Source organism: Paenibacillus lutrae (assembly GCF_009757775.1).
Lineage (GTDB): Bacteria > Bacillota > Bacilli > Paenibacillales > NBRC-103111 > Paenibacillus_F > Paenibacillus_F lutrae.
Genome location: NZ_RHLK01000006.1, coordinates 142,878 through 169,267, shown reverse-complemented (window position 1 = coordinate 169,267; position 26,390 = coordinate 142,878). Strand labels below are relative to the sequence as shown.

Genomic DNA, 26,390 nt, shown 5'->3' with positions numbered 1-26,390 from the left:
CGCCGCGCAGACCGCTATCTCGCAACAAAGTCTTTAGTGGCAAGGGATAGCCAGACCTCCACAGGCTGCCCTTCGCCTGACCGAAGAGGTGAGGAGCATTGAACGGAAGAACCCTGTCTTCTTCAGATAGCCTCCAGGCAGCGCGGAGCGCCCGCCAGATTAATGTTGTGCTTCGCAACCCGGAGCCTCTGGCGCCTCTTGCGGCAGATCCTGTTTTTCACGGTAAACCGATCCTGGGGCAGAATCATAAGCAGTTCGGCGATGTTATGAAGGATCTTGACAAAATGATCGGCCTCGAAAATATCAAAGATCTCGTATACGAAATATATGCGCTTCTGCAGGTTGGCCAATACCGCTCCGAAGCCGGATTGATGGCCAATTCGCAGGTTTATCACATGGTTTTCCGGGGCAATCCCGGCACGGGCAAAACAACGGTGGCCCGCATCATAGCGAAGCTTTTCCAGACGATGGGTGTGCTCAGTAAAGGGCATTTGATCGAGGTGGAACGGGCCGATCTTGTCGGTGAATACATCGGGCATACGGCCGTGAAGACGCGGGATTTGGTTAAGAAGGCGCTTGGAGGCATTCTGTTTATCGATGAGGCTTATTCGCTTGCGCGCGGCGGTGAGAAAGATTTCGGTAAAGAAGCCATTGATTGTCTGGTGAAATCGATGGAGGACTATAAAAATCAATTTGTTCTGATACTAGCGGGGTATTCACTGGAGATGCATCAATTCCTGATGACGAACCCCGGGCTGCCTTCACGTTTTCCCATTCAGGTCGATTTCCCGGATTATACAGTGGAACAACTGATGCAAATTGCGGAGATGATGGTAAAAGAACGGGAATATGTTTTTTCTCCGACGGCAGTAATGAAGCTCAGACACCATCTGGCTGCCGAGAAATTCGGGAGTGAGGTTACCTTTAGCAATGCAAGGTATGTCCGCAACCTGATTGAACGATCCATGAGGCATCAGGCAGTGCGGCTTCTGCACCAGCATACGCATCCCAGCCAGCCTTCTAAACAGGAACTCATGCTGATCCGTCCGGAAGATATGCGGCTGGATCAGAAAACATTCCCCTGAAAGTGAATCTGCCGTACATAACAGGGTCCCAACCTATCAATCCTAATGGATGTATCTTGGCATAAGGAGACGTTACATGAAGCAATCGATACATGATGTCAGAACCGGCATGAAAGACCGGGCGATTCTCGTCAGTTTGGTTACCGATCAAATGAAAAAGCAGGAGGAAATTGCTGCCTATTCCCTGCAGGAGCTTGTCCAGCTTGCCGAAACAGCAGGCGTGGAAGTGCTTGAAACCCTGACACAGAATAAAGACCGGGCGGATACCAAATGGTTCATCGGTAAAGGTAAGGTAGAAGAATTACGAGCATTGATTGAAGAGCATGAAGCCACAACAGCTATCTTCGATCAGGAACTGTCCGGTGCTCAGGTTCGTAACCTTGAAGAATCGCTTGATGTTAAAATCATTGACCGGACGCAGCTTATTCTGGATATCTTCGCGGGACGCGCCCGTACTCGCGAGGGCATTGTGCAGGTTGAACTCGCACAACTGAGCTACCTGCTTCCCAGATTGTCCGGCCACGGCAAGAACTTATCCCGGCTGGGCGGGGGAATCGGCACAAGAGGTCCGGGTGAATCGAAGCTCGAAACAGACCGCCGGCATATCCGCGGCCGGATTACGGAGCTCAAAGCCCATCTGTCTGAGATGGTGAGGCACCGGACCCTGCACCGCGAACGCCGCCGCAAGACCGGCGTGTTCCAGGTGGCGCTTGTCGGTTACACGAACTCCGGCAAGTCCACCCTGCTGCGGGAACTGACCGAAGCGGATGTTTACGTGGAGAATGAGCTGTTCGCCACGCTCGACCCGACCTCGCGTACGCTGGAGCTTCCGAGCGGCAAAGAGATCGTGCTGACCGACACGGTCGGCTTCATCCAGAACCTGCCGCATGATGTTGTGGCAGCGTTCCGCGCTACGCTGGAAGAGGCTTGTGAAGCGGATTTCCTGCTGCACGTTGTGGACAGTGCGAGTCCGATGCGCGAAGAACAAATGCGCGTCGTGGGCGAGGTACTGGGTGAGCTGGGTGCAAGCGGCAAGCCGCAGGCTGTGCTTTTTAACAAAATCGACCTATGTACGGAGCAGGATCTTCAAATGCTGACCGCACCTTTCCCTCACCTGCGTATCTCCGCATACAATGAAGCGGATCTGGACAAAGTCCGAATGCTCATTCAGGAGACTCTGATGGGGGACACTCGGACTTTCCGGATTCCGGCAGACAAAGGCGATTCAATCGCGCTGGTGTACCGCATCGGGGATGTGGCTGAGAGCAGTATGGATGAGGAAGATATGCTGTTCCGCGTAAATATTAACCGTGAAGATTATGAGAAAGTAGAATACTTGTTGTCGCCATTCGAAGTAAAGGAAGACAAGCAGGGAGAATAAGGGAGAGAGACCGGACGATATGCATTTTGAATCTGACATCATGGAAATTATGGAGCAGGCTGAGGAAGCCGTCCAGGATCATTTTCGTACGATTGAACGGACGATTGACCATAATCAATGGAAAGTGATTGCCGCTTTCCAGAAGCAGGGTATCAGTGATTACCATTTCGCATCATCGACAGGTTATGGCTACAATGACCGCGGACGCGAGCTGCTGGATCTGGTTTACGCCGATGTTTTCGGGGCGGAGGCAGCGCTCGTGCGCCCTCATTTCGTCTCCGGAACCCATACGATTGGAACCGCGCTGTTTGGCGTTCTGCGGCCGGGTGACGAACTGGTGTATATTACCGGCAAGCCGTATGACACTTTGCACAAAGTGATCGGCAAGCCGGGCGACGGTACGGGATCTCTCCAGGACTTCGGCATCGGTTACCGCGAGGTTCCTCTGCTTGAGGACGGGGCGCTGGATGTGGAAGGCATACGCGTAGCTATAACCCCCAAGACCAAGGTCATCGGGATTCAGCGTTCCCGCGGCTACGACTGGAGAGCTTCTTTTACGGTGGAGGCTATTAAGGCTATGGTTGAACTGGTTAAAAGTATCCGGTCTGATCTTATTGTCTTCGTCGACAACTGTTACGGGGAATTTACCGAGAAGCTGGAGCCGACCGATGTGGGTGTGGATCTTATTGCCGGTTCACTGATCAAGAACCCCGGAGGCGGTCTTGCAGCCTCGGGCGGTTACATTGCCGGCAGACGCGAACTCGTGGAGCTGGCGGCTTACCGGTTGACAGCGCCCGGAATCGGCGGAGAAGTAGGCGCTATGCTCGGAACCACACGCTCTTTGTATCAGGGATTGTTCCTTGCTCCGCATCTGGTGGGTCAAGCAGTCAAAGGTTCGGTAGTGGCGGCGGCCGTTTTTGAACGCCTGGGTTTCACAACGCGCCCTCGTCCGGAAGATCCCCGGACCGATCTGATTCAAGCGATTGAATTTACTAGTGCGGAGCATCTGATCACTTTCGTACAAGGTGTGCAGAAGGCTTCGGCTGTTGATGCACATGTAACGCCAGAGCCATGGGATATGCCGGGTTACGAGCACCCCGTTATTATGGCGGCAGGTACGTTCATCCAGGGCGGAAGCCTGGAGTTGTCGGCAGACGCTCCGATCCGGGAGCCTTATATCGCTTACATGCAGGGCGGTTTAACGTATTCGCACTGTAAGCTGGGTGTTTTGACCGCTCTCCAACATATGAAGAACAAAGGCCTGTTGTAGATTATTCTACACGGGCTTTATTTTTTATCGGAAGCAAGAGGGGAATGGGTGTTGGGACAAAGATTCTGCGGGGATCAACTAGTTTATAGTGGAAATATTCGACTAAGCGTGTGCATAGGGAACCGGAACTTTCTGGATAAGATAACGGATAAAAAGTGAACTGAATCAAATCTCACGTCAGGTTTGTTCTCAATAAAAATAATTTGTTAATTAAGCTAACATGGATTGACATATTTCCTAGTTATCTTATACAATAAGTACAGAACTTAATGTTCAGGAGTGAAGATCATGAGTAATGATATCCGCAGAAACATGGCTCTTTTCCCTATCGGAATCGTAATGAAGCTAACGGATTTAACGGCCAGGCAGATTCGCTACTATGAACAGCATGAACTCGTGATCCCGGCCAGAACGGCTGGCAACCAACGCTTATATTCCTTTAATGACGTGGAACGATTGCTGGAGATCAAGGATCTCATTGAGAAAGGTGTCAATATTGCAGGTATTAAGCAGGTTCTGCTGCCTGTTTCTAAAGACTCCGAGGATGCAACCATTATCACGGAACAGACGGAAGTCAAGCGCAAGGAGCTTACCGACAGCCAGCTTCATAAAATGCTCAAGCAGCAGCTGCTCGGTGGAGGTAAGAGGCCCGGTCAGGTCTCGTTGATTCAAGGAGAGTTGTCCCGTTTTTTTCCTAAATAAACTATATTATATGGGTATGAGGAGGAAATTTTCATGTCAGTTTCTTACACAAAAGAAGACATTCTGAAAATTGCCAAGGAAGAGAATGTTCGTTTTATTCGCCTGCAGTTTACGGATTTGCTGGGTACGATTAAGAACGTTGAAATCCCGGTAAGCCAGCTGCAGAAAGCATTGGATAATAAAATGATGTTTGACGGTTCCTCAATTGAAGGCTATGTACGTATTGAAGAATCCGATATGTATCTTTACCCGGACCTGGACACTTGGGTTATCTTCCCATGGGTTACAGAAAGCAAAGTAGCCAGACTGATTTGTGATGTTTATCTGCCGGACGGCAATCCGTTCCCGGGAGATCCGCGCGGTATTCTGAAACGCGTACTTAAAGAAGCGGAAACAATGGGCTACACTTCGATGAATGTCGGTCCTGAGCCGGAATTTTTCCTCTTCAAAACAGACGAGAAGGGCAACCCGACTATGGAGCTGAATGACCAGGGTGGATATTTTGACCTGGCGCCGACTGACCTGGGCGAGAACTGCCGCCGTGAAATCGTGCTGAAGCTTGAAGAAATGGGCTTTGAAATTGAAGCTTCCCATCACGAAGTTGCTCCTGGCCAGCATGAGATCGATTTCAAATATGCGGACGCCATTAAGGCTGCCGACCAGATCCAGACTTTTAAGCTCGTGGTTAAAACCATTGCGAGACAGCATGGTCTCCATGCAACTTTTATGCCGAAGCCGCTGTTCGGTGTGAACGGTTCCGGTATGCACTGTAATCAATCGCTGTTCAAAGGGAAAGAAAATGCATTTGTAGACGAGCAAGACAAACTTGGTCTGAGCGAAGATGCACGCCATTACATGGCAGGTATGCTGCACCATGCACGTTCGTTTGCAGCAATTACGAACCCGACGGTTAACTCATACAAGCGTCTGGTACCCGGTTATGAAGCTCCATGTTATGTAGCTTGGTCCGCGAGTAACCGCAGTCCGATGATCCGTATTCCGGCTTCCCGCGGACTAAGTACCCGTGTTGAAGCGCGTAACCCGGATCCTGCAGCTAATCCATATCTGGCTCTTGCTGTTATGCTCAAAGCAGGTCTGGACGGAATTAAGAACAAAATCCAGCTGCCGCCTCCGACCGATCGCAACATTTATGTGATGACTGAAGAAGAGCGTGTAGAAGAAGGGATTCCAAGTCTTCCGGGTAACCTGAAAGAAGCCCTGAACGAACTGCTTCGCAGTGAAGTTATTCGTGAAGCACTCGGTGAGCATGCGTTAACTCACTTCTACGAGCTGAAAGAAATCGAGTACGATATGTACCGCACACAAGTTCACGCTTGGGAACGCGATCAATATTTGACGCTGTACTAGAATTCTACTAGTAGAACTCACCGTACTCGAACGACTGGATAACCAGAGAAACGAATACAACAAAGCCCCGCAGAATTCATGGTCTGCGGGGCTTTCTATTTAATCCGTAATGGGAGCAAGTTTGCGCCGAGGCTTATCCGCGATTCAGTGGATATTGCGGAATAGACCGATAACCTTGCCCAGAATGGATACATTGTTAAGAATAATAGGCTCCATTGTCGCATTCTCAGGCTGCAAACGGATATGGTCGCGTTCTTTGTAGAAACGCTTAACCGTAGCTTCGTCTTCTTCCGTCATTGCGACAACGATATCTCCATTGCTTGCAGTCTGCTGCTGTCTTACGATCACCATATCGCCATTGTGAATGCCTGCTTCGATCATACTGTCTCCGACAACATTCAGCATAAACACGTTATAATCGCTAACGATGTGAGTAGGGAGCGGGAAATACTCTTCGATATTCTCTGTTGCCGTAATCGGCATACCTGCCGTTACTTTACCAATCAAAGGAACTTGGGATATGGACATCAGGAAATCCGAGTCTCCGTCCGTGATCTCAATCGCTCTCGGTTTTGTCGGATCGCGGCGAATGAGGCCTTTCTTCTCCAGGCGCTCGAGATGACCATGTACGGTTGAGCTCGATGCCAGGCCGACTGCTTCTCCAATTTCTCTAACGGAAGGCGGATAGCCTTTATCTTTGACTTCGTTCTTAATAAATTCCAGTATGGCCTGCTGGCGCTGCGATACCTTTCCCATTACGAATCACTCCAGTATGTATAAATTACCTAAAGTATAACATAGAACCGGAGTTCGTACAAACATAAGTTCGAAAATGGCATTGACACAAACATTCGTTCGTGTTATTCTCTAAACAGAACAAATGTTTGGAGGTCGTTAATTATGAACGCTTATTATGCTAACAATGATCTTACTTTACATAGAACGAATACGGAAACCGGCATTCCCGCTACACCATCTCAAGCTGCTTCGGCTGCCTCAGGTACATTACCTAACGGGCAGCAGCAATCCGCCGGAAGAACCCCTCAACCGGCTGCGCAATCAAGGAGAAGTCCTGTTTCATTAAGTGAGCCTGCTGCTTGGCAATCCGTGACGGCTCCGGTGAGGGCTTCCAGTACGAAGTCTGCTCCCAAACAATGGCTTCACTCCCGCCGCAGCCTGGTTCGTACGGCCGTCATTGCTCTCATCCTGGTAATTGCTTTCAGCTGCGGCATTATAGTCCAAGCTTTCGCCAGCAGCGGGCAATCAACTGAGGCTGCGGCAATCGCAGCAAACGGCCAGGGCAAAGATAAGGGAAAGGGCACGAATATGGAACAAAGGAAGACCCTCGTTGTAATGAGCGGCGATACCTTATGGAATATAGCTGCGGAATACGCTCCTGATGAAATGGATACAAGAGCCTATCTATTGAAGCTATGCAAACTCAATAAGCTCCAATCAGCATCTATACTTCGCGCAGGAGATGTACTTGAACTGCCTTGAATTAAGCTGCTCCAGGAACGCTTATTACGGGCTTTGCAAAGGGCTTGTGCGAATACATGCGCCTTGCATTCATGGTCTGGAGAGCCATCAAAAGGACACACCTTTAATCGGGTGTGTCTTTTTGATGGCTCGTTTAATTTTCAGGCCTGATGTCGGCTTGACAAGAAACTTTGACAATGGCAAAGTAGAAGATATTGAAAGGCTCGATAGGAGGTTTTACAGCATGAGTGACGATTTTCAGAAAAAAGTACAACGCATCAATGAGTTAGCTCGTAAAGCTAAGACAGACGGACTTTCAGAGGCCGAGCTTGAAGAGCGTAACGAATTGCGTAAAGAATATATAGCCGCTATGAAATCACAGCTTAGAGGGCAACTGGATTCAATCCACTATACGGATGAACAGTAACCTCATCAGCCGTATGTAGCAAGTAAAGGGGATATCGTTAAAATGACGGTGAAGGCGATTTTATTTGATTTGGATGACACCCTGTTGTGGGATGACCGCAGTGTGAAGGAAGCTTTCGAAGCCACTTGTCAGGAAGCTGCCATGCATGCAGATGTAAAGCCCGAAGAACTGGAGGCCGCTGTCCGTCAGGAAGCGCGGAAGTTATATGAGTCCTTCGATACATTTGCTTTTACGAAGCATATCGGAATCAATCCGTTTGAAGGATTGTGGGCTCCCTTCCGCGAGGGCAAACAGGAAGAATTCCGCAAACTTGAAGCTCTGGCTCCAGGCTACCGCAAAGAAGCATGGACACGCGGACTTGCGGCACTCGGGGTGAACGATCCGGAGCTGGGGGCTCGTCTGGCCGAACAGTTTCCTGCGGAAAGAAGATCTCGTCCGATTGTGTACGAAGAAACTTTCGAAGTTCTCGAAGAGCTGAAGAAATCTTACAAACTGCTGCTGCTCACGAACGGTTCACCTGATCTGCAGCGTGAAAAGCTTGCAGGCGTTCCCGAATTAGAGCCCTACTTCGATCATATTGTTATATCCGGCGATTTTGGGGACGGAAAGCCTGCGGTTACTATATTCAACCACGCTTTAGGCCTGCTCGGGCTTGAAGTTCACGAATGTGTAATGGTTGGCGACAAGCTCACGACCGATATTCTCGGGTCCTCCCGCTGTGGTATGAAGAACATGTGGATTAACAGACACCAGATGGTCTTTGACGGCGAGGCGAAACCGACCTACGAAATCACGTCCCTGCGTGACATTCAAAAGTTCCTTCAAGAACAATAAGTTCCAAGGTGTACGCCAGCAGGAACATGATACTCATTTCTAACTCCTTCCTGTTTCATGGGCTGTAAGGAGACATAAAAAAATCCGCTTCTCAATCCTGATTACAGGAGAGAGAAGCGGATTTTTATTTGCCGAATGGATTAAGTATTGCGGTTTTAAGCTTTCTGGAAAGTAGCATCCTCGAACGGGTGAGCAATCCAGCCCTCTGTTTCGATAAATAAACGTACGGCGACAATCTGACGGTTCTCCATCAGGGTAAAGAAATGCGGCTTGTGTTCAGGCACCGAAATTACATCACCCGCTTCAAGCTCGACATTGAAATAGCCGACATCATCGGTTCCTTTAATAATGAAGATCCCTTTGCCGGCAGTAATCGCACGGACTTCATCTTCGGTATGAGTATGCACCTGTTCGAATTTCTTTAGCAGCTCGTCCAGATTCGGAGTCGCGTCAGAGAGGGCAATGATGTCCCAAGTTTGATAACCGCGGCGCTGGGCCAAATCACGAATCTCACTATCAAAAGTAGATAATATTTGTGTTTTCTCTTCATCCGTAAGGATAAATTTCTCCTGAAGTTCGGCAGGTAATTGTGCAGGATTCCAGTGTTCGTAAAGGACTTCTTGTTTCTCCAGAAATGCCCGGACGTTCTCTTCACCGGAAATGCGTTCACCCGTATTGCGAATATGTATCTCAGCCATGCTCATCCCTCTTTCTTGTTTGTAATGATCGCCGCCTATGCGGGAGCGGGGGATTACGTAGTAGGTTTTCTTATGATTATAGAGGATAAAGGCTTGGCTGTCGATGCTTCCCAGCAAATAATCACGACTTTTCCGATTGGAATTAGTAAGTGCATATGAAAAGCCGCTCCTTCCAATAGGAAGAAACGGCTGCAGGTCAGACAAGGAAGAGAAGAGAATCGATCAGCTGTAACTTGATTGCATCAAGCTTTCTTATCGGGATCGGAGATGTCGATCCGGTTCTCCACGTCTTCTACCATTTCCTTGGTTGAGGTGCGGAATTCACGAAGTGTGTCTCCGAAAGCCCGCCCCAGCTGGGGGAGCTTGGAAGGACCGAATAAAATCAGTGCCAGCATCAATATGATGAGCAGGCCGGAAATACCAATGTTATTTAACATGTGATTTAACCCTCGTTTCACAATTGAGTGTGTTCTTAGTAGACTCTAGCCGGTATCGGCAGATAGCGATATTTTGCGTGAATATCGGGTCGATAGTACAATGCTGAATTCAAACAGAACAATTAGCGGAATGGTCACGGAGATGTGGGAAATGAAATCGGGCGGTGTTATGGATGCCCCGACGACAGCGAGTCCAATATAAGCGTACTTGCGTGTTTTTTTTAAATTCTCAGGCGTTAACAATCCAAGCCGGGTCAGAAAAAGAACCACAAGCGGCAGCTCAAAAGCAATGCCTAACGGGAATACTACGTTAAACAACAGAGCAAAGTAGCGGTCAATTCCGTAGGTCTCGGCTGCTCCGATATTGTGGTTGATCTGCTGCATGAATTTGATCATCATGGGCAGCACAACCGTGTAGCCGAACGAAGTGCCTGACAAGAAGAGAACAAAAGAAGCGGGCACATACAGGAGCGTGCCTTTTGCTTCTGAGTCGGTTAAGCCAGGCCGGACGAAAGCCCAGATTTGATACAGCAGCAGCGGCAAAGTAAACAGAAAGGCGCACAGGAGCGCACATTTCATGTAAATAGCCAGTCCGTCAGGTAACCCGAAGACGTTCCAGTCAAAATTACTTGCAGCAGGCAAAGATTTTACCGTTCTCAGAATAGCAGGGGAGATATACAGCCCCGCAATCATAGCAGCGGTAAAAAAGCACACGACCAGGATCAGTCTTTTTCTAAGTTCGGTCAGGTGCCCGATCCACTCCGCTTGCTGATCCAAGTTCAATCACCTCATTTCATAACATGAGCCCTTTTGCGCCCTGTGCTGATACCCGTCATTTCAGACAAGCGGCCCGCCTTTTTTGAGATAGGTCAGAATACCTTCGGCCGCCCGGTAAGATAAAGCGCCAAGTGTCCCGGTCGGATTATAGCCGCTGTTATGGGGAAATGCCGAAGCGCCCAAGACGAATAAGTTGTCCATATCCCACATTTGCATATAATTATTTACGGCTGATGTGGACGGATCGCTGCCCATAATAACGCCGCCCGTATTATGAGTAGATTGATACGGCACGATGTTATAGGTACTGATGGTGTTTGAGGTTTCCACTTTGCTCGGTTTCATCTCTTTCATTACGGCAGTAGTCTTCTCCGAGATGTATTTGACCATTTCCCTGTCTTGATCCTCAAAGTCGTAGGTTAAACGAAGAAGAGGCAGGCCGTAAATGTCTTTATATGTCGGATCAAGATCAAGATAATGATGCTTCCACGGCAGGTTGGCTCCTTGAGTGCTGACACTTAAGAAGCGGTTGGCGTACTTAATCGTCGTTTGCTTAAATTCTTTGCCCCATCTTGGAGTTTCTTTGGGAGCCGGATTATGCGCCACTGGTCTTAGGCCGGCCTGTGTGAAGCGGATATTGGCACCATGAAGGAACTTCAGATTCGTATGATCGAAGTTATCTCCGTTAAAATCATCGAAGCAGCTTCCCAGTGCTCCGGCTCCGGCGTAGAGATTGAATTCCTGATCATCATAGAAACCGAATGCGTTACCGCCAGTAATCTGGTAAGCATAATTCCGTCCGATTACACCGCTGCCGGTTGTAGGGTCGTAAGGTTTGCCGATTTTAGAGGTCAACAGCAGCCTTACATTGTTAAACACGTAGCTGGTCATAATGACAACGTCTGCAGGCTGCTCAAATTCTTCGCCTGTCGGAGTGTTAACATAAACAACACCCGTAGCTTTGCCGCCGCTATGGAGAATTTTGATAACGTTGGCATTCGTACGAATTTCCAGATTTCCGGTTTTCTCCGCTACAGGCAGCACGGTCACAGTCGGATCGGCCTTCGCGCCATATTCGCATCCGAATCTGTCGCAGAAAGAGCAGTACTGGCAGGCCGCTCGGGCAATGCCATCCGGATTCGTATAGTTCTCCGACAGATTGGCCGAAGGAATCATGTAAGGGTTGAAGCCGAGTTTCCTGGAAGCTTCTTCAAACATTGTGATGGCGGGTGTTTTTTTCATCGGCCCGGTCGGAAATGGGGCGGAACGCGTCCCCACCATCTTATTTTGTTCTTTTTCCCCGGAAATTCCGGCCATTTTCTCGTATTTATCAAAGTATGGCTCTAGCTGGTCATAGGTAATTCCCCAGTCTTGGAGCTGCATTCCCTCCGGAATCTTGTTCTTGCCGTAGCGTTCGATGGTCTTCGAGCGGATCTCAAAATCGTAAGGAAGGAACCGGTAATTCTGGCCGTTCCAGTGAATGCCTGCCCCGCCTAGTCCATCTGCCATCAGAAAAGAACCGTAAGATCTCATTGGAAGTGAGCGTACTTTTTCATTGCTTCGGAAGGTTACGGTTTCCTTGGATAAATCCTGCATCAGCTCATAACGGAGTGCATAGCGGAGTTCGTCATGAGACATGTAGTAGTCTTCCGTTTTGCGGCTTTTGCCGCGTTCGAGCCCGACAACTTTGTGGCCGGCTTTCGTTAATTCTGCCGCGATAATGCCGCCGGACCAGCCCATTCCGACGATCACGACCGGTACTTTCGGAAGTTTGGTAGCCATTCTGTTCGTAATCCTCCTTGTCAGGAATGTTTAAGATGATCGTGCAGACTGAGCGGCTCCATGGTGACAAACTCATTTTTGTCGATAATCGTCATGTAGCTCATCTGGTCTCCCGGGTATTTGCGCATTTTCCAGCCGCCCATGTTTTTATTGCCGCCGTACAGCGGGTCGGAGTAGACGCCCTCAATGGTTAACGTGCGCAGCATTTCAAAGAATGTGGAGCTTGGGACTCCATTCAGCTGCACTTCTTTTCCCTTTTCAAACGCTGTCAGTACTTCATCCTGCTCGCCGGCAGCCAAATCGGCAAAGGCTTTCTGGTATTTTTTGCTGCTGTGGTCATTCAATACTTGGAGTCCCATCACGAATAGTTCGTTTCTCTTGTAGCTGTCCTGGTATCCTTGCGTAACTTCGGCTTTGTAGAATGGACCCATCATATAGTCCTTCGCATTAAGTCCCCATTGGCTGGCCATCTGGTGATCAATATAATAGGCGACACCGAGTTCTTTAGCTCCCGGGCCGAGTTCATCTTTGGGAAAAATCCGCTCGGCTGCCGCCTCTGTGATGCGAAGCTGTTCTTGATTAAAGAACATCGGCGCCTGGTTGTAGTCCTTAGCATTTCCCGCCGGCTGAGTCTCGGGAGCAGCCTGCTCGGGTTTAGTGGCACCCTTCATGTTGCCGCCGACAATTCCCCCGATCACACCGCCTGCGACAAGGCCGCCGAGTGCTGCGCCGGAAACTTTCAGAAAGTTACGGCGGGAAGCGTCTTTTGGTGGTTTGGTCTGATTTTCTGCCATGTACGTGCCTCCTGTAACAGGGAGTGCCCCAGCCGCAGCCAAATGTGAAACCTACGATCAGGTGCGGCGTGAAGAACAACCTGGCTGGTGATATACCCAAGTATCTCCTGATTAAGGAAAATGTATGTAAGCTTCGCCTAAAGCTGTGCACAATAAAAAAACGGAATCTTAGAAGACTCCGTTTTTCTTTAGAATGCAGGTGGGCTGATGTTTATTTTTTGGCTGCCAGCCAAGCGGACAGGGCCTGAATATCGGCATCACTTAAAGTCCCTTTGAAGGCCGGCATACCGCCTTTGCCGTTAAGCAGAATGTTCTTAACATCCGCTTCGCTCAAACGGCTGCCCGCTTTTTGAAGATTAGGACCTATACCGCCGCCCAAATCAGTTCCGTGGCAGGCGATGCACTGCGCTTTATACAGGGCTTCTGCTTGTGCAGTCTGGCTTCCGCCTTCTCCCTGGGTTGTCCCGGGTGTCGCTCCGGGGCTTGCCGCCGGGGCTGTCGGTGCAGGAGTTGATTCAGCAGGTGTCGTCGGTTGTACTTCTTCTTTCTGGCCGCAGGCTGCAAGTGTTCCGGCGATGAGGAGAGTGGCTGTTAGTGCTGCAAATCGTTTGTTCATGTGTTTTCACCTCCAATCGTGGTAATTCTGGCAAGTTCCTCAGGAGTAGTGTGGCGACTGAACCCGCATCGTATTCGCACCTGGGGGAGCCCATAGCGACGAAAAACGGCAATCCTTACAAATCAGCGGTTTTGGCTCCAAAAAAAGACAAACTTCTTTTCTTAATCTGAGGTATCTGCTAAACTATGTCTTAACTTGTGCGCTTTTCTCGGATAAAGAGCGCTTTTTTTAGCATATGCTCGTGGAAAGGAAGTAGGAGAGACGGATGAAACGCAGCTTGGAAGACCAATTACAAAGAAAAATTCTTATACTTGACGGCGCCATGGGAACGATGATCCAGCAGGAGGATCTTACTGCAGATGATTTTGGCGGGGAAGAATTAGACGGATGCAATGAGATGCTGGTGCTTACGCGCCCTGACGTGATCCGTACCATACATGAGAAATACTTTGAAGCCGGGTCGGATATTGTCGAAACGAACACGTTCGGCGCAACAAGTGTCGTGCTCGCTGAATACGACATTCAAGACCGTGCCAGGGAGATTAATTTGGCCGCGGCCAAACTGGCTATCGAAGCGGCAGAGAAATATTCCACTCCGGAATGGCCGCGTTATGTGGCAGGTGCTCTCGGACCGACGACCAAGACGCTATCCGTAACAGGCGGAGTTACGTTTGAACAGCTGGAAGAAAGCTATTACGAGCAAGTAATCGCTTTAATCGAGGCGGGTGTGGATGCGCTTCTGCTGGAGACCTCCCAGGACACGCTTAACGTGAAAGCCGGCGGCATAGCGATTAAGCGAGCATTCGAGACAACCGGCGTAGAACTGCCGATCATGATTTCCGGTACGATTGAGCCTATGGGTACAACGCTCGCCGGACAGAACATTGAATCGTTCTATATCTCACTGGAGCACTTGAAGCCGATTTCCATCGGGCTCAACTGTGCAACCGGGCCGGAATTCATGCGGGACCATATCCGTACCCTCTCCGGTATCGCGGACACGTCCATTTCCTGCTATCCGAATGCCGGACTTCCGGATGAGAATGGCCACTATCATGAATCGCCGGAATCGCTTGCCAAGAAAATGGGCGCTTTCGCTGAGCAGGGCTGGATTAACATAGCAGGCGGCTGCTGCGGCACAACGCCTGATCACATACGTGCACTCGCGGAAACCATGAGCAACTATCCGCCCCGTCCTCAAACCGGCACGCACCCGCCGGCAGTGTCGGGGATTGAAACCGTTTATATTGAACCGGAGAACCGGCCGATTATGGTCGGCGAGCGCACGAATGTGTCGGGCTCCCGTAAATTCAAGCGGCTCATTAAGGAAGGCAAGTTCGAGGAGGCTTCCGAAGTTGCACGCGCGCAAGTGAAGAACGGGGCTCACGTTATCGACATTAACCTTCAGGACACGGATATCGAAGAATCCGCGGCAATGGAGACTTTTCTCAAACAAGTCGTGAACAAAGTAAAAGTACCGCTGATGATTGATTCGACTTACGATCATATTATCGAACTCGGTCTAAAGCATTCTCAGGGGAAAGCAATCATCAACTCTATTAACCTGGAGGATGGCGAAACCAAGTTTGAAGCGATCCTTCCTTTAATACATAGATACGGAGCAGCGGTTGTCTGTATCTTGATTGACGAAACAGGTCAGGCCGTATCCAGAGAAGCCAAGATTGAAGTGGCATCACGTTCGTATGATTTACTGGTGAATAAATATGGCATGAAGCCTCATGATATTATTTTTGATCCGAATATGTTTCCGATAGGTTCGGGCGACCCTCAGTATCTGGGTTCGGCCGTTGAAACTATCGAGGGTATCCGGGCGATTAAAGAGAAATTCCCTGAATGCAAAACGATTCTCGGCCTCAGCAACATTTCTTTCGGACTGCCTCCGGCGGGTCGGGAAGTCCTCAATTCCGTTTATTTGTACCACTGTACGAAAGCCGGACTTGATTACGCGATCGTCAACACCGAGACGCTTGAGCGTTATGCATCCATCCCGGAGCATGAAAGACAGCTTGCGGAAAATCTGATTTTCGACACGAATGATCAGACTCTTGCTGAATTCGTTGCTGTTTTCCGGGAAAAGAAAGTCGATAAGATAGAAAAGATATCGAACCTTTCGCTGGAAGAGCGCCTCAGTTCTTATGTAGTGGAAGGAACGAAGGAAGGCTTGCTTCCGGATCTGGAAGAGGCATTGAAGAAGTACGCGCCTCTGGAAATCATTAACGGACCTCTGATGGCAGGAATGAGTGAGGTTGGCCGGTTGTTCAATAACAACGAGCTAATCGTTGCGGAGGTACTGCAGAGTGCTGAAGTTATGAAGGCTTCCGTCGCTTATCTGGAGCAGTTCATGGAGAAAGCGGAGTCTGCCGTCAAAGGGAAAATTCTGCTTGCCACGGTGAAAGGCGATGTCCATGACATCGGCAAGAATCTGGTTGAGATTATTCTCTCCAATAACGGGTACAAAATTATCAATTTAGGTATTAAAGTACCGCCTGAACAGCTCATCGAAGCTTTCCGCAGGGAGAAGCCGGATGCGATCGGTTTATCGGGACTGCTCGTTAAGTCCGCTCAGCAGATGATTGTTACGGCGCAGGATTTACGAAGCGCGGGCATAGATGTTCCGATTATGGTCGGAGGCGCAGCGTTAAACCGTAAATTTACGAAGACGCGTATTTCGCCTGAATATGACGGACTTGTCCTTTATGCCAAAGACGCGATGGATGGTCTGGATATCGCCAATAAGATCAGCGATCCGGTACATCGCGAGCGCCTTATCCAAGAGCTGCGTGAACTCAAGGAATCCGATGTCATGGAGGCGGGACGCAAGGAATCACCTGTGATGCCGGTTCTTACGCGTGTAAAGTCGACCGCAGTCGACTTTACGCTTCCGGTTTCGGTCCCGCCTGATCTGGATCGTCACGTGCTCCGTGATTATCCGATCTCGCATCTCATGCCGTATGTGAACATGCAGATGCTGCTCGGCCATCATTTAGGCCTCAAAGGCAAGGTGGAGAAACTCGTCGCCGAAAGAGATCCCAAAACTTTGCAGCTTAAAGAGACGGTGGATACGATACTGAATGAGGCTCAAAGGGAAGGGATTATCCGCGCACAGGGGATGTACCGTTTCTTCCCGGCCCAAGGTGACGGAAATGATGTTGTGATCTATGATCCTGAGGACCAGACGAAGGAAATCAAACGGTTTACTTTCCCGCGCCAGAACACGGAGCCGTACCTCTGCCTGGCTGATTATTTGAAGCCGGTTGAGAGCGGCCTCATGGATTACGTCGGCTTTATCGTTGTAACGGCAGGCCAGGGAATCAATGACTTGGCCCGTACATGGCGCGATCAGGGCGACTACCTGCGTTCGCATGCGCTTCAATCAACTGCGCTTGAAGTCGCTGAAGCTTTCGCCGAGCGGGTGCATCACATCATGCGTGATGTGTGGGGGATCCCGGATTCTGCGACAATGACGATGCAAGAGAGGTTCGGAGCCAAGTACACCGGCCAGCGCTTCTCGTTCGGTTATCCGGCATGTCCGAATCTGGAGGACCAGGCTCCCCTATTCGAGCTAATGAAGCCGGAGGATATCGGTATCGAGCTGACCGAAGGATTCATGATGGAGCCGGAAGCTTCCGTATCCGCCATTGTGTTTGCTCATCCGCAAGCCCGGTACTTCAATGTCGACAAAGTATAACGCAGTTTAGCGGGTTCTTACCTTCAACATACCTTTAACAGAATGTGTAGGCCTAGCGTTTCACAGGTCGAGAAAGGGTTTGGGGAGTTAGCGGATTTCAATGCACAGAAAAGACGGTTCTTCCATCAGGAAGAGCCGTCTTTGTGTCCGCTAATCCCGTGATAACGGGCTGCGTTTGTTTGACTTCCGATTCGTTTTTTTATAGCATGGTTAAAAAAGTGGCAAAACAGACAGAACAGAAACGGGGAACCAGACGTGGAACTGTATTTTCTCGGGACGGGAGCAGGAATGCCGGCCCGTCACCGCAATGTGACATCCATCGTGTTAAATTTGCTGCCGGAAAGAGGGACGATCTGGCTGTTCGACTGCGGCGAAGGAACGCAGCATCAGATTTTGCGCTCGCCGGTGAAGCTGAGCAAGTCCGAAAAAATGTTTATTACGCATCTGCATGGAGATCATCTTTTTGGACTTCCCGGACTGCTGAGCAGCCGTTCCTATCAAGGCGGGGATACACCTTTTGTGATTTACGGACCGAAAGGACTCAAGGCTTTTGTGGATACTTCGCTCGGACTGAGTCAGGTTCACCTGGATTATGAGCTTGTGGTACACGAGATTGAAGAGGATGGCGTGGTCTTCGAGGATGCTAACTTCCGTGTCGAAGCGGCTTCTCTTGAACACCGGATCGAATGCTTCGGTTACCGGATTATTGAGAAGGACCTTCCAGGCAAACTGCAGCTGGATAAGTTGAGAGAACTCGGTGTAACGGCCGGTCCTCTGTACGGTCGTCTGAAGCAGGGGCACACCGTTCTGCTCGAAGACGGGCGTGAACTCAAAGGTGACCAGTTCGTCGGTCCGTCTATCAAGGGACGGATAGTGACGATTCTGGGCGATACCAAGCCCTGCTCCAACTCTTCTCTGCTGGCGGCGGATGCCGATGTGTTGGTGCACGAAGCAACCTTCGGCGCGGAAAGAGCGGATTTGGCGGATGCCTATGATCATTCCACTACCGAGCAAGCTGCGCTGACTGCGAAGGAAGCTGGCGTGAAGACGCTGATCATGACGCATATCAGTTCCCGTTATCAAGGGGAGGGAGCGGAGCAGCTCGTGCAGGAGGCCAGGGCCCATCACGCGGATTCCTGGCTCGCGGAAGATTTCTGGAGCTATACGGTGCCCAGAAAATAATGAAATCTGGAATGAGGATGACCGGCCTCACATTCCAATATGTGCATAGACGCGCATAAGCAAGAAACCCGGGTTTCTCTATGGCAGAGGAATCCGGGCTTTTTAGTATTCGTTTTATAGGCCTCGGGAAATCAATAATTAATCCGTCCAAGCCGCGCCAAAAGTACCTTTATACAAGGACTCTTCCGCGCTGCGGCGGTTGGAAGGCTGTTCACGCTCCAAGTTGCGTTCGGACAGAGATTCCGTGTTGCCGTGGTAACCGATTGCGATAACCGCATGTACTTCATATTCCTGCGGAATGTGGAGCAAGTTACGTGCTTTGTCCCGGTCAAAACCGGCCATAGCATGGGCGGAAAGTCCTTGACGCGTAGCTTCAAGAGCTAAGTAACCCCAAGATGTACCGGCATCGAAAGCATGCGAGCCATTCACTCCTCCGCTAGGCGTAGGTGTATGTGAGATCAGCAGGGCGAGGACGGAGGCATTCAAGCACCATTCCGTATTAGCAGGCAGGATGAACTCGGCGAACAGCTGCTTTTCTTCCTTCGTTTGTGCGACGATGTAACGCCATGGCTGCAGGTTACTGGCGGATGGAGCCCAGCGGGCCGCTTCAAACAGACTGAGCAGAATCTCGTCCGAAATTTGCTTGTCGATAAAAGCCCTCGGTGACCATCGGTTAAGAAAGATGGGGTTAATATCATAAGCGGCATGACGTGTGTTCTGTACTTCGTAATGTTTATCCTGCATGTCCATTCCTCCTGTCCGGCTGCGGCCAAATACGGGCTGCATTCCGCTTTATTTGATAGATGGTCATATAAAAAGGTTACACCTTAGTATACCACAGCTGAAAACAGGGCACGCTATTATCGCTTATTTTAAAGCCCAACGATGAACATTTCTGCTTGAAAAAGGATTCGGAACGCCCGATCAGCTGATTGTAGGTTTAACGAAAATAGACCACAGGAGTGGTCCTTTACGTGCAAGTCTGCTTCACCCAACTCTAACGGAGGTGTACAGCATGAATTTTACAAGCCAAGATATCAGTGTTATTGAAAAATCACTTCAACATGCGATCCGTTCGGAACAAAGTGAGATGAAAGCGGCAGAATTCCGCGAAGTGCTGCAAAAGCTGCAGGTCAGCTCGATGAAGGCACTTCAGCTTACTTCAGAGGCGGAGGCGGACGAGAGCAGCAGGGACGGCTTTCGCTACGATTACGACGATTCGTCCGATCTGATGTAAGCTAGGTCGGGAATATGGGGCCGGCCGAAGGCAACGGTCTACTGGTCGGGTAAACATAGTTATGCTGCCAAGTAATCGTGATTGGTTAGGACGAAATCCGCATGCGATCTCTTCTCTTCTGTTTGAGCCCCGGCGGTTTTGCCGCTCTCGACGAAGATGCGCTGAATGGGGCGTTGGTTCGAATGTCAACGCCTTTTTTTGTGTGTCAACCTTTCCGGCGCTTGAACTTTTTTTGCGAGAAGATGTTCAAATGTGCTGCTCCATATATACAAGATTCGTAAGTTTGAGAAAAAGTCTCTTAAACAGGGGCTTTTTTTCTTTTGCCCAAAGAGCGTATAATATGAGAACAACCGTTCTAACGAAGTTTGGCGTAAGAAGGGACGCGAATCATGAAGAAGAAACAGCTGTCAGAATTAATTGGAACGCTGAGGACAGATGAAAATATAGTGAATTGGCATGAAATAGAGCCCCAGGAAGCGAAGACGAGGAACATGCCCGAAAGCGTGGATCCCCGTATAAAGTCGGCACTGGGGAAGCGAGGGATAACGCAGCTTTATACTCACCAGTACACGGCATACCAAACGGTGCGAAGCGGGAAGAACATCGTAGCTGTTACGCCGACTGCATCGGGCAAAACGTTATGTTACAACCTGCCTGTCCTGCAGGAGATCGCTGCGGATGATACGAGCCGGGCACTCTATTTGTTCCCCACTAAAGCTTTGGCGCAGGACCAGAAAAGCGAGCTTAACGAAATCATCCAGGAGATGGGGATGGATATCAAAAGTTACACGTATGACGGGGATACGTCGCCGGCAATCCGTCAGATTGTCCGCAAAGCCGGACATATTGTCATTACGAATCCGGATATGCTTCATTCCGCGATTCTGCCTCATCATACGAAATGGGTAAGTCTTTTTGAGAATCTGAAATATATCGTCATCGATGAACTGCATACGTACCGGGGCGTGTTCGGCAGCCATGTAGCGAATGTGATCCGGCGGCTTAAACGGATATGCAGGTTCTACGGAAGCAGTCCGAAGTTCATCTGCACCTCCGCAACCATAGCCAATCCGAAGGAGTTAGCGCAGCAGCTGACGGGAAGCCCTATGGAGTTAATAGATGATAACGGCGCGCCGAGGGGGCGGAAACATTTTGTATTCTATAATCCTCCTGTCGTAAACAAGCCTCTTAATATCCGCAGAAGCGCTACGGTCGAAGTGAACAACTTGGCGAAGGAGTTCCTGAAGAATAAAATTCAAACCATCATTTTTGCGCGAAGCCGGGTACGTGTAGAAATTATTTTGAGCCACATACAGGAACTCGTTAAGAATGAAATCGGCTCCAAATCAATAAGGGGCTACCGGGGCGGCTATTTGCCCAAACAGCGAAGGGAAATCGAGAGGGGACTCAGGGACGGTGAAATTCTGGGTGTCGTCAGTACGAACGCATTGGAACTTGGCGTAGACATTGGCCAGCTGCAGGTTTGCGTAATGACCGGTTATCCGGGAAGCATTGCCAGCACCTGGCAGCAAGCCGGACGTGCGGGACGGAGGCACGGGGAAGCGCTTATTATTATGGTAGCGAGCTCTACACCGATCGATCAGTACGTCGTTCAGAACCCGGAGTACTTTTTCGATCGCTCTCCAGAAGCTGCGCGGATTAACCCGGAGAACCTGATTATTCTGGTGGATCATCTTAAATGCGCAGCCTATGAGCTTCCTTTTAAGGAGGAAGAAGAATTTGGGCCGCTAGATGTTGTGGAAATTATGGAGTTTCTCGTAGAAGAGCGCGTTCTGCACCGGAACTCCGATACGTTCTACTGGGCGGACCAGTCTTTCCCCGCCAGCAATATCAGCCTGCGCTCGGCTTCTCAGGAAAATGTCGTGATTATCGATCAGTCGAATGTTGCCGATGTCAGAATTATCGGAGAGATGGACCGTTTTAGTGCGATGACTCTGCTGCACGACGAAGCTATCTATTTGCATGAAGGGGTTCAATTTCAAGTCGAGAAGCTGGATTGGGATCATAAGAAAGCGTATGTTCGTGAAGTGGACGTCGAGTATTATACGGATGCGAACCTCGCGGTCCAGCTCAAGGTGCTGGAGGTCGACAAAACCCGCAGTCAGGATAAAACGGCTTTGCATTACGGGGATGTAACAGTTAATGCGATGCCGACGATTTTCAAAAAAATTAAAATGAGCACGTTCGAAAATATCGGTTCCGGACCGATCCACCTGCCCGAAGAAGAACTCCACACCAGTGCAGCGTGGGTGGAGCTTAAGGAGATCGACCCGGAACTCGGGATCAAAACGCTGGAGCAGCTGCTGCTCGGAATTGCGAATGTCATGCGGCACATCGCACCTGTACTGGTCATGTGTGACCGTAACGACCTGCATGTCGTCTCTCAAATCAAGGCGGCACACACGGGACTTCCGACTATATTTTTATATGACCATTACCCAGGAGGAATCGGTCTCGCGGATGAAGTGTTTACCCGTTTTGCGGAAGTGAAGCGAGCCGCCATGAACTTAATACAAAAATGTCCTTGTAAGGATGGATGCCCATCATGTATCGGTACCGAGATCGAAGGAATCAACGGCAAACAGAAGAGCATGCAAGTATTGGAACAATTATAATGGATGCCTGTCGCACACTGCGCAAAGCGGGGGCCTTCCTATGAGCGGGCTGCGCGATAAACTGACGCGGCATCTGAAACCATCCGCCCAAGGGCAGGCGACACAGGCGTCCGCAGGCGGAAACGAACGTGAGCCGGAGGGGATTCCGCAGAACAATCCGGATGCGGGGAGGCCCCTTGATCGTTCTGCTGACAGCGGTCTGACTGCGGACGGCGCTCTGCAGGGCGCTTCCGGCCCTGGGGCCGCAGCTGATGAGGCGGCTTGTAAGCAGGCCGCCGCCGCTGATCCGGGGTCGACCGCCTCACAGCTGCAAGCATCTGAGGCGGCCGATGCCGCGGAATCCCGCGAGTGGGCCAAGCTGGGCGCCGAGCTGTACGAGAGCCCCCATGGCTCGTTCGTACGCCGGGTGTGTACGTATCCGCTGCACAGCTATCACGGCAAGTACAGGCTGGATGATCTCCATGGCACAGCCCATGAGCTGAATGCCTTTCACCCGGATCAGGCACCTCCCGATGCCCGGGGTTTGCTGTTTTTTGATACGGAAACAACAGGTCTGGGAGTCGGTGCAGGGAATTTGGCTTTCATGGTCGGAATCGGTTATTACGCTACGGATGTATTTGTCGTGGAACAGCTTCTGATCCGTCATCCTGCGGAGGAGCGCGCCATGCTTGCCTATTTGGGCGAGCTTATGGAGCGGTTCACTTATATCGTATCCTACAATGGCAGAACCTTCGACTGGCCTATTCTTCAGAACCGGTATGTGATGAACCGGAAGCGCCTGAATTTTGATAAATGGCTGCATCTGGATTTGCTTCATCCGTCACGGAGTTTGTGGAAGCATGCCATGCCTTCGTGCAGGCTCGGCAAGGTGGAGGAGGCGCAGCTTGGATATGCCCGTGAGGAGGATGTGAGCGGAGCGCTGGCACCTGAACTGTATTTCCTGTACTTGGCTGAAGGCAAGACGGATGTGCTTCGCGGAGTGTTTGTCCATAATGAGCGAGATATCGTATCTCTAGCCGCTCTTTCGGTGCTTATATCCCGTTACTTGAGCGGTCAGGAACCACTGGCGCTCAAAACGAGCGCAGATTTGTTCCGTCTCGGTCAATGGCTGCTTAAGATGGGACGGAATGCGCCCGGCGAATCGGTTCTGGAACTCGGCTACGCGAAGCTGATAGAAGGAGGCGGTCCAGAAGCAAGACCGGAAGGGAGCGAGCTGTTCTTGCACTATGCGGCCTATTATAAAAAGGCCGGACTCCGTGAGCGTGCCGTGGATCTTTGGAATCGCCAGATCCGGCAAGCCAAGTCTGCCGCTATCGTGCCTATCGAAGCATACATCGAACTGGCTATGCATTACGAGCATAGCTGCAAAGACTACTCCGCTGCGCTGGAGATGACGCGGGAGGCTCTTGATACGCTGCGTAGAAAGCGTAAACTTCTGAGGAAGAATGCGAAGGATGCGGCGGAAGAGCGTCAAATTCTTCATCGTGCAGAGCGGCTGGTGCGCAAATTAGAGGATAAGCCCAGGCCGGCCCCTAACCGCAAGCCGAGAAAGATTGCAGAGAAGCCGGCCTCCGGCCGTCACCCAGACTATGCAACGTCCAGTCTTTTTGACCTCCCTCCGAATTTAAACGGATAGAACTTAGGCCGTCCGCCATCAAGCGGTCGGCGTTTTTTACTTGGGCTGGGCTTCAGGACGGGATCTTCTATATCATCTGCTTACCAAGTAAACTTGTAAGAAGTATAACCATCTTGTGCGGGCGCATTTATGCGTCCGCATGCTTGTACAAGCGGAAGGTTAATAGGTTTAAACCATGGAATGCACGGACATACAATTAAAAAGCAGATGGAGAGGGAGTTGACAGGAAATGCCGGAATGGCCGGAGATGGAGCATTACCGCAAGCAGCTGGCCCGGATGATTTTGAACATGCCGATCCGTCAAGTTATCGTAAACCGGCCTAAGTCTCTGAATGTGACCGAAGAGAACTTTCGGCAGGCCGTTCTGGGTGCCGCAATCCGGCGTGTGGAAAGAAGAGCCAAGCAGCTCATCTTTGTGCTGGACACGGATAAGTACTTGCTTCTGCATTTGATGCTCGGGGGTATTCTTTTCTATGGGCCTGAAGGTGAGAGACCTAATAGAAGCACACAGATCGAACTTTCATTTGGAGATAATCGTTTATACTTCATCGGGCTTCGCCTCGGTTATTTACATTTATTTGACAGAAGCGGGTTGGAAAAAGAACTATCCGGCCTCGGACCGGACCCCTTTGATGCCGCACTAAGCCCGGACAGGTTCAGATCGATGCTGCACGGGAAAAAAGGAACGCTCAAAACGACTTTGACGGATCAGAAATGGTTAGCGGGAATCGGGAACTGTTATTCGGATGAGATCTGTTTTGCCGCCGGGCTGCTTCCGACAAGAGGGCCGGGTTCTTTGAATCAGCAGGAAGGACAACGTCTTTATACGGCCATGCACGGAGTGCTCCATGAGGCTCTGGCCGCCGGGGGTTATATGGAAATGCCCTTGTTTAACGGAGACAAGCTGACTGGCAGTTATAATGATTTATGTAAAGTGTATGACCGGCCCGGCGAACCTTGCGTCCGGTGCGGCCAGCCGATTGTCTTTGATAAAGTGTCTTCCCGCAAATGCTTCTATTGCACAAATTGTCAAACATGATGCAGGTTGAAGGGAGAGAATGCATATGTCTTACGCCAGTTTGTTTGTAGGTTCCCACGTGAGTACCCGTAAAGGATTCCGGAATGCTGCAGTTACGTCGGAGTCGATGGGGGCTAAGGCATTTCAATATTTTCCGAAAAATCCGCGCAGTCTGATCCTCAAAGAAAACGTGGATTGGAACGATGCAAAGCGGTGCGCCGAATATTGCAGAGAGCAAGGGATTCTGTCGATCGGTCATGCTCCTTATCCGTTAAATCCGGCTGTTGAAGAAAGAAGGCAGGATGTTATGGTCGATGCCATGCTGAATGCCCTTGAAATTGTAAATGCCTGCGGTTCGGTCGGCCTTGTGGTTCATTTCGGGAAATATTCCGGAAAAGATCCGTTACAAGGATACAAAAATATAATACAATGTACGAATAAGACGCTGCGCCAGTGGACGGGCAGTGCTCTTCTGCTGCTTGAAAATCAGGCAGGAGGAGGATCGCAGATGGGAACTACAATGGAAGAGCTGACCCGGATCCGGGATTTATCGGATTATCCGGAGAAGATAGGCTTTTGTCTGGATACCTGCCATTTTTTTGCCGCAGGCATGTGGAATGGAGAGGACTGGGCCCGGGTGGAGCAGCAAGGAAATGAGCTCGGTTTCTTTGATAATTTGAAAGCCGTACATCTCAACGATTCGCTGTACCCGTATAAGTCGGGTAAAGACCGGCATGCCAATATCGGCAGCGGACATATAGGCAGTCACGGTTTCCGGGATCTGCTTGCTTCGCAGGTTGTAAGCGGGATTCCGCTTGTGCTCGAAACCGAGTCAGGACCAGACGGCACGCACAGGGCAGAGATAGCAGCTTTACATAGTCTGGCTGCGGCGCAGCCCGGGAAGGGAAGCAGGAAATGATTCATGTTTTTTTAGACGATCAGCGCAGATGTCCGGCTGGTTTTACGCTGGCCAGGACGATAGCGGAATGCAAATTGCTGCTCGAAGAATGCGAAGTCGATATTCTTTCACTCGATTACGATCTGGGCGGGGAGGAGTCGGGCTGGGATCTTGTCGCCTGGATGATTGCGGCCCGGCGTTATCCGGGAAGCATCTATTTGCATACGTCTAGTATGGAGGGGCGGAGCCGGATGTATCAGGCCTTGTATGCCTCCAAGCCTGAGACTGTCAACCTGCACGCGGGGCCCCCTCCCACAGAACTTCTGGAGAGGCTGGCTGCCGCCTTGTAGTCAAGGACAGACAAGCCCTGAACTGTAAGATACGCGAGGCACGGATACAGAGTTAGCAGCGGGAGGGCATGTCT

The 26,390-nt window shown here is 50.4% G+C and carries 24 protein-coding genes; 16 read left to right on the top strand and 8 right to left on the bottom strand.

Annotated features, from left to right (window positions below; genetic code table 11):
* The first annotated feature begins 98 nt into the window (after positions 1-98).
* The 5 genes from EDM21_RS12970 to glnA all read left to right on the top strand — a co-directional run bounded on the left by EDM21_RS12970 (position 99) and on the right by glnA (position 5,806).
* Positions 99-1,085 (top strand): AAA family ATPase, encoded by a 987-nt coding sequence (locus tag EDM21_RS12970; RefSeq protein ID WP_157336082.1) that lies wholly within the window; start codon positions 99-101, stop codon positions 1,083-1,085.
* A gap of 76 nt (positions 1,086-1,161) precedes the next feature.
* Positions 1,162-2,466 carry a GTPase HflX gene (gene hflX / locus EDM21_RS12965; protein WP_157336080.1) on the top strand — a complete coding sequence of 435 codons (1,305 nt, stop codon included), beginning with the start codon at positions 1,162-1,164 and terminating at the stop codon, positions 2,464-2,466.
* A gap of 19 nt (positions 2,467-2,485) precedes the next feature.
* On the top strand, positions 2,486-3,736 hold the full coding sequence (locus tag EDM21_RS12960) for a methionine gamma-lyase family protein (RefSeq protein ID WP_157336078.1): 1,251 nt from the start codon (positions 2,486-2,488) through the stop codon (positions 3,734-3,736).
* 288 nt (positions 3,737-4,024) lie between these two features.
* A complete protein-coding gene (locus EDM21_RS12955; protein WP_068775594.1) occupies positions 4,025-4,438 on the top strand; it encodes a MerR family transcriptional regulator in 414 nt (137 codons plus the stop codon).
* 33 nt (positions 4,439-4,471) lie between these two features.
* Positions 4,472-5,806 carry a type I glutamate--ammonia ligase gene (gene glnA / locus EDM21_RS12950; RefSeq protein ID WP_157336076.1) on the top strand — a complete coding sequence of 445 codons (1,335 nt, stop codon included), beginning with the start codon at positions 4,472-4,474 and terminating at the stop codon, positions 5,804-5,806.
* A gap of 144 nt (positions 5,807-5,950) precedes the next feature.
* Here glnA and lexA read toward each other — a convergent pair whose 3' ends face one another.
* Positions 5,951-6,562: a transcriptional repressor LexA gene (gene lexA / locus EDM21_RS12945; RefSeq protein ID WP_068775596.1), complete on the bottom strand. Its 612-nt coding sequence runs from the start codon at positions 6,560-6,562 to the stop codon at positions 5,951-5,953.
* A gap of 144 nt (positions 6,563-6,706) precedes the next feature.
* Between lexA and EDM21_RS25000 the strand changes: the two genes are divergently transcribed.
* The 3 genes from EDM21_RS25000 to EDM21_RS12930 all read left to right on the top strand — a co-directional run bounded on the left by EDM21_RS25000 (position 6,707) and on the right by EDM21_RS12930 (position 8,546).
* The gene (locus EDM21_RS25000; protein WP_235918173.1) at positions 6,707-7,306 is read left to right on the top strand and encodes a LysM peptidoglycan-binding domain-containing protein; all 600 of its coding nucleotides are present in this window, start codon (positions 6,707-6,709) and stop codon (positions 7,304-7,306) included.
* 223 nt (positions 7,307-7,529) lie between these two features.
* Positions 7,530-7,712: a DUF896 domain-containing protein gene (locus EDM21_RS12935; RefSeq protein ID WP_068775598.1), complete on the top strand. Its 183-nt coding sequence runs from the start codon at positions 7,530-7,532 to the stop codon at positions 7,710-7,712.
* A gap of 42 nt (positions 7,713-7,754) precedes the next feature.
* Positions 7,755-8,546 carry an HAD family hydrolase gene (locus EDM21_RS12930; protein WP_157336074.1) on the top strand — a complete coding sequence of 264 codons (792 nt, stop codon included), beginning with the start codon at positions 7,755-7,757 and terminating at the stop codon, positions 8,544-8,546.
* A gap of 155 nt (positions 8,547-8,701) precedes the next feature.
* On the opposite strand, the gene EDM21_RS12925 is transcribed toward EDM21_RS12930, so the two are convergent.
* The 6 genes from EDM21_RS12925 to EDM21_RS12900 form a co-directional block, all read right to left on the bottom strand.
* Positions 8,702-9,244, bottom strand: a complete 543-nt coding sequence (locus EDM21_RS12925) for a 1,2-dihydroxy-3-keto-5-methylthiopentene dioxygenase (RefSeq protein ID WP_157336072.1) — start codon at positions 9,242-9,244, stop codon at positions 8,702-8,704.
* A 242-nt stretch (positions 9,245-9,486) separates the two neighbouring features.
* Positions 9,487-9,681 (bottom strand): twin-arginine translocase TatA/TatE family subunit, encoded by a 195-nt coding sequence (gene tatA, locus EDM21_RS12920; protein ID WP_068775601.1) that lies wholly within the window; start codon positions 9,679-9,681, stop codon positions 9,487-9,489.
* Between the two features lie 45 nt (positions 9,682-9,726).
* Positions 9,727-10,458: a twin-arginine translocase subunit TatC gene (gene tatC, locus EDM21_RS12915; RefSeq protein ID WP_157336070.1), complete on the bottom strand. Its 732-nt coding sequence runs from the start codon at positions 10,456-10,458 to the stop codon at positions 9,727-9,729.
* A gap of 60 nt (positions 10,459-10,518) precedes the next feature.
* Complete coding sequence (locus EDM21_RS12910) at positions 10,519-12,240, bottom strand: GMC family oxidoreductase (protein WP_157336068.1); 1,722 nt, start codon at positions 12,238-12,240, stop codon at positions 10,519-10,521.
* Positions 12,241-12,260: 20 nt separating this feature from the next.
* Positions 12,261-13,034 (bottom strand): gluconate 2-dehydrogenase subunit 3 family protein, encoded by a 774-nt coding sequence (locus tag EDM21_RS12905; protein ID WP_157336066.1) that lies wholly within the window; start codon positions 13,032-13,034, stop codon positions 12,261-12,263.
* 211 nt (positions 13,035-13,245) lie between these two features.
* Positions 13,246-13,650 carry a c-type cytochrome gene (locus EDM21_RS12900; protein WP_157336064.1) on the bottom strand — a complete coding sequence of 135 codons (405 nt, stop codon included), beginning with the start codon at positions 13,648-13,650 and terminating at the stop codon, positions 13,246-13,248.
* 265 nt (positions 13,651-13,915) lie between these two features.
* Between EDM21_RS12900 and metH the strand changes: the two genes are divergently transcribed.
* Positions 13,916-17,359, top strand: coding sequence for a methionine synthase (gene metH / locus EDM21_RS12895; protein ID WP_157336063.1), 3,444 nt, complete (start codon positions 13,916-13,918; stop codon positions 17,357-17,359).
* A gap of 255 nt (positions 17,360-17,614) precedes the next feature.
* Positions 17,615-18,541 (top strand): ribonuclease Z, encoded by a 927-nt coding sequence (rnz, locus tag EDM21_RS12890; RefSeq protein ID WP_166541982.1) that lies wholly within the window; start codon positions 17,615-17,617, stop codon positions 18,539-18,541.
* Between the two features lie 138 nt (positions 18,542-18,679).
* On the opposite strand, the gene EDM21_RS12885 is transcribed toward rnz, so the two are convergent.
* Entirely contained in the window at positions 18,680-19,285 is a 606-nt protein-coding gene (locus tag EDM21_RS12885) for a nitroreductase family protein (protein ID WP_157336061.1), read from the bottom strand.
* A 271-nt stretch (positions 19,286-19,556) separates the two neighbouring features.
* Here EDM21_RS12885 and EDM21_RS12880 point away from each other — a divergent pair, with 271 nt between their 5' ends.
* The 6 genes from EDM21_RS12880 to EDM21_RS12855 all read left to right on the top strand — a co-directional run bounded on the left by EDM21_RS12880 (position 19,557) and on the right by EDM21_RS12855 (position 26,316).
* Positions 19,557-19,778, top strand: a complete 222-nt coding sequence (locus tag EDM21_RS12880) for a hypothetical protein (RefSeq protein ID WP_157336059.1) — start codon at positions 19,557-19,559, stop codon at positions 19,776-19,778.
* Positions 19,779-20,167: 389 nt separating this feature from the next.
* Positions 20,168-22,414, top strand: coding sequence for a DEAD/DEAH box helicase (locus EDM21_RS12875; RefSeq protein WP_157336057.1), 2,247 nt, complete (start codon positions 20,168-20,170; stop codon positions 22,412-22,414).
* A 40-nt stretch (positions 22,415-22,454) separates the two neighbouring features.
* Positions 22,455-24,050: a ribonuclease H-like domain-containing protein gene (locus EDM21_RS12870; RefSeq protein WP_157336055.1), complete on the top strand. Its 1,596-nt coding sequence runs from the start codon at positions 22,455-22,457 to the stop codon at positions 24,048-24,050.
* 229 nt (positions 24,051-24,279) lie between these two features.
* Positions 24,280-25,089, top strand: coding sequence for an Fpg/Nei family DNA glycosylase (locus EDM21_RS12865; protein ID WP_157336053.1), 810 nt, complete (start codon positions 24,280-24,282; stop codon positions 25,087-25,089).
* Positions 25,090-25,114: 25 nt separating this feature from the next.
* Entirely contained in the window at positions 25,115-25,987 is an 873-nt protein-coding gene (locus tag EDM21_RS12860; RefSeq protein WP_235918172.1) for a deoxyribonuclease IV, read from the top strand.
* Positions 25,984-26,316, top strand: coding sequence for a cyclic-phosphate processing receiver domain-containing protein (locus tag EDM21_RS12855; protein WP_157336049.1), 333 nt, complete (start codon positions 25,984-25,986; stop codon positions 26,314-26,316). The genes EDM21_RS12860 and EDM21_RS12855 overlap by 4 nt, the downstream gene beginning before the upstream one ends.
* Positions 26,317-26,390 lie beyond the last annotated feature (74 nt).

Bases quoted from the DNA above. Each gene is read 5' to 3' on its own strand.
- EDM21_RS12885 (WP_157336061.1), bottom strand. From the start codon at position 19,285: ATGCAGGATAAACATTACGAAGTACAGAACACACGTCATGCCGCTTAT.
- EDM21_RS12870 (WP_157336055.1), top strand. From the start codon at position 22,455: ATGAGCGGGCTGCGCGATAAACTGACGCGGCATCTGAAACCATCCGCC.
- hflX (WP_157336080.1), top strand. From the start codon at position 1,162: ATGAAGCAATCGATACATGATGTCAGAACCGGCATGAAAGACCGGGCG.
- EDM21_RS12855 (WP_157336049.1), top strand. From the start codon at position 25,984: ATGATTCATGTTTTTTTAGACGATCAGCGCAGATGTCCGGCTGGTTTT.
- glnA (WP_157336076.1), top strand. From the start codon at position 4,472: ATGTCAGTTTCTTACACAAAAGAAGACATTCTGAAAATTGCCAAGGAA.
- EDM21_RS12865 (WP_157336053.1), top strand. From the start codon at position 24,280: ATGCCGGAATGGCCGGAGATGGAGCATTACCGCAAGCAGCTGGCCCGG.
- EDM21_RS12875 (WP_157336057.1), top strand. From the start codon at position 20,168: ATGAAGAAGAAACAGCTGTCAGAATTAATTGGAACGCTGAGGACAGAT.
- EDM21_RS12955 (WP_068775594.1), top strand. From the start codon at position 4,025: ATGAGTAATGATATCCGCAGAAACATGGCTCTTTTCCCTATCGGAATC.
- EDM21_RS25000 (WP_235918173.1), top strand. From the start codon at position 6,707: ATGAACGCTTATTATGCTAACAATGATCTTACTTTACATAGAACGAAT.
- EDM21_RS12860 (WP_235918172.1), top strand. From the start codon at position 25,115: ATGTCTTACGCCAGTTTGTTTGTAGGTTCCCACGTGAGTACCCGTAAA.
- EDM21_RS12960 (WP_157336078.1), top strand. From the start codon at position 2,486: ATGCATTTTGAATCTGACATCATGGAAATTATGGAGCAGGCTGAGGAA.
- EDM21_RS12935 (WP_068775598.1), top strand. From the start codon at position 7,530: ATGAGTGACGATTTTCAGAAAAAAGTACAACGCATCAATGAGTTAGCT.
- EDM21_RS12910 (WP_157336068.1), bottom strand. From the start codon at position 12,240: ATGGCTACCAAACTTCCGAAAGTACCGGTCGTGATCGTCGGAATGGGC.
- metH (WP_157336063.1), top strand. From the start codon at position 13,916: ATGAAACGCAGCTTGGAAGACCAATTACAAAGAAAAATTCTTATACTT.
- EDM21_RS12880 (WP_157336059.1), top strand. From the start codon at position 19,557: ATGAATTTTACAAGCCAAGATATCAGTGTTATTGAAAAATCACTTCAA.
- lexA (WP_068775596.1), bottom strand. From the start codon at position 6,562: ATGGGAAAGGTATCGCAGCGCCAGCAGGCCATACTGGAATTTATTAAG.
- EDM21_RS12900 (WP_157336064.1), bottom strand. From the start codon at position 13,650: ATGAACAAACGATTTGCAGCACTAACAGCCACTCTCCTCATCGCCGGA.
- EDM21_RS12930 (WP_157336074.1), top strand. From the start codon at position 7,755: ATGACGGTGAAGGCGATTTTATTTGATTTGGATGACACCCTGTTGTGG.
- EDM21_RS12905 (WP_157336066.1), bottom strand. From the start codon at position 13,034: ATGGCAGAAAATCAGACCAAACCACCAAAAGACGCTTCCCGCCGTAAC.
- EDM21_RS12925 (WP_157336072.1), bottom strand. From the start codon at position 9,244: ATGGCTGAGATACATATTCGCAATACGGGTGAACGCATTTCCGGTGAA.
- tatA (WP_068775601.1), bottom strand. From the start codon at position 9,681: ATGTTAAATAACATTGGTATTTCCGGCCTGCTCATCATATTGATGCTG.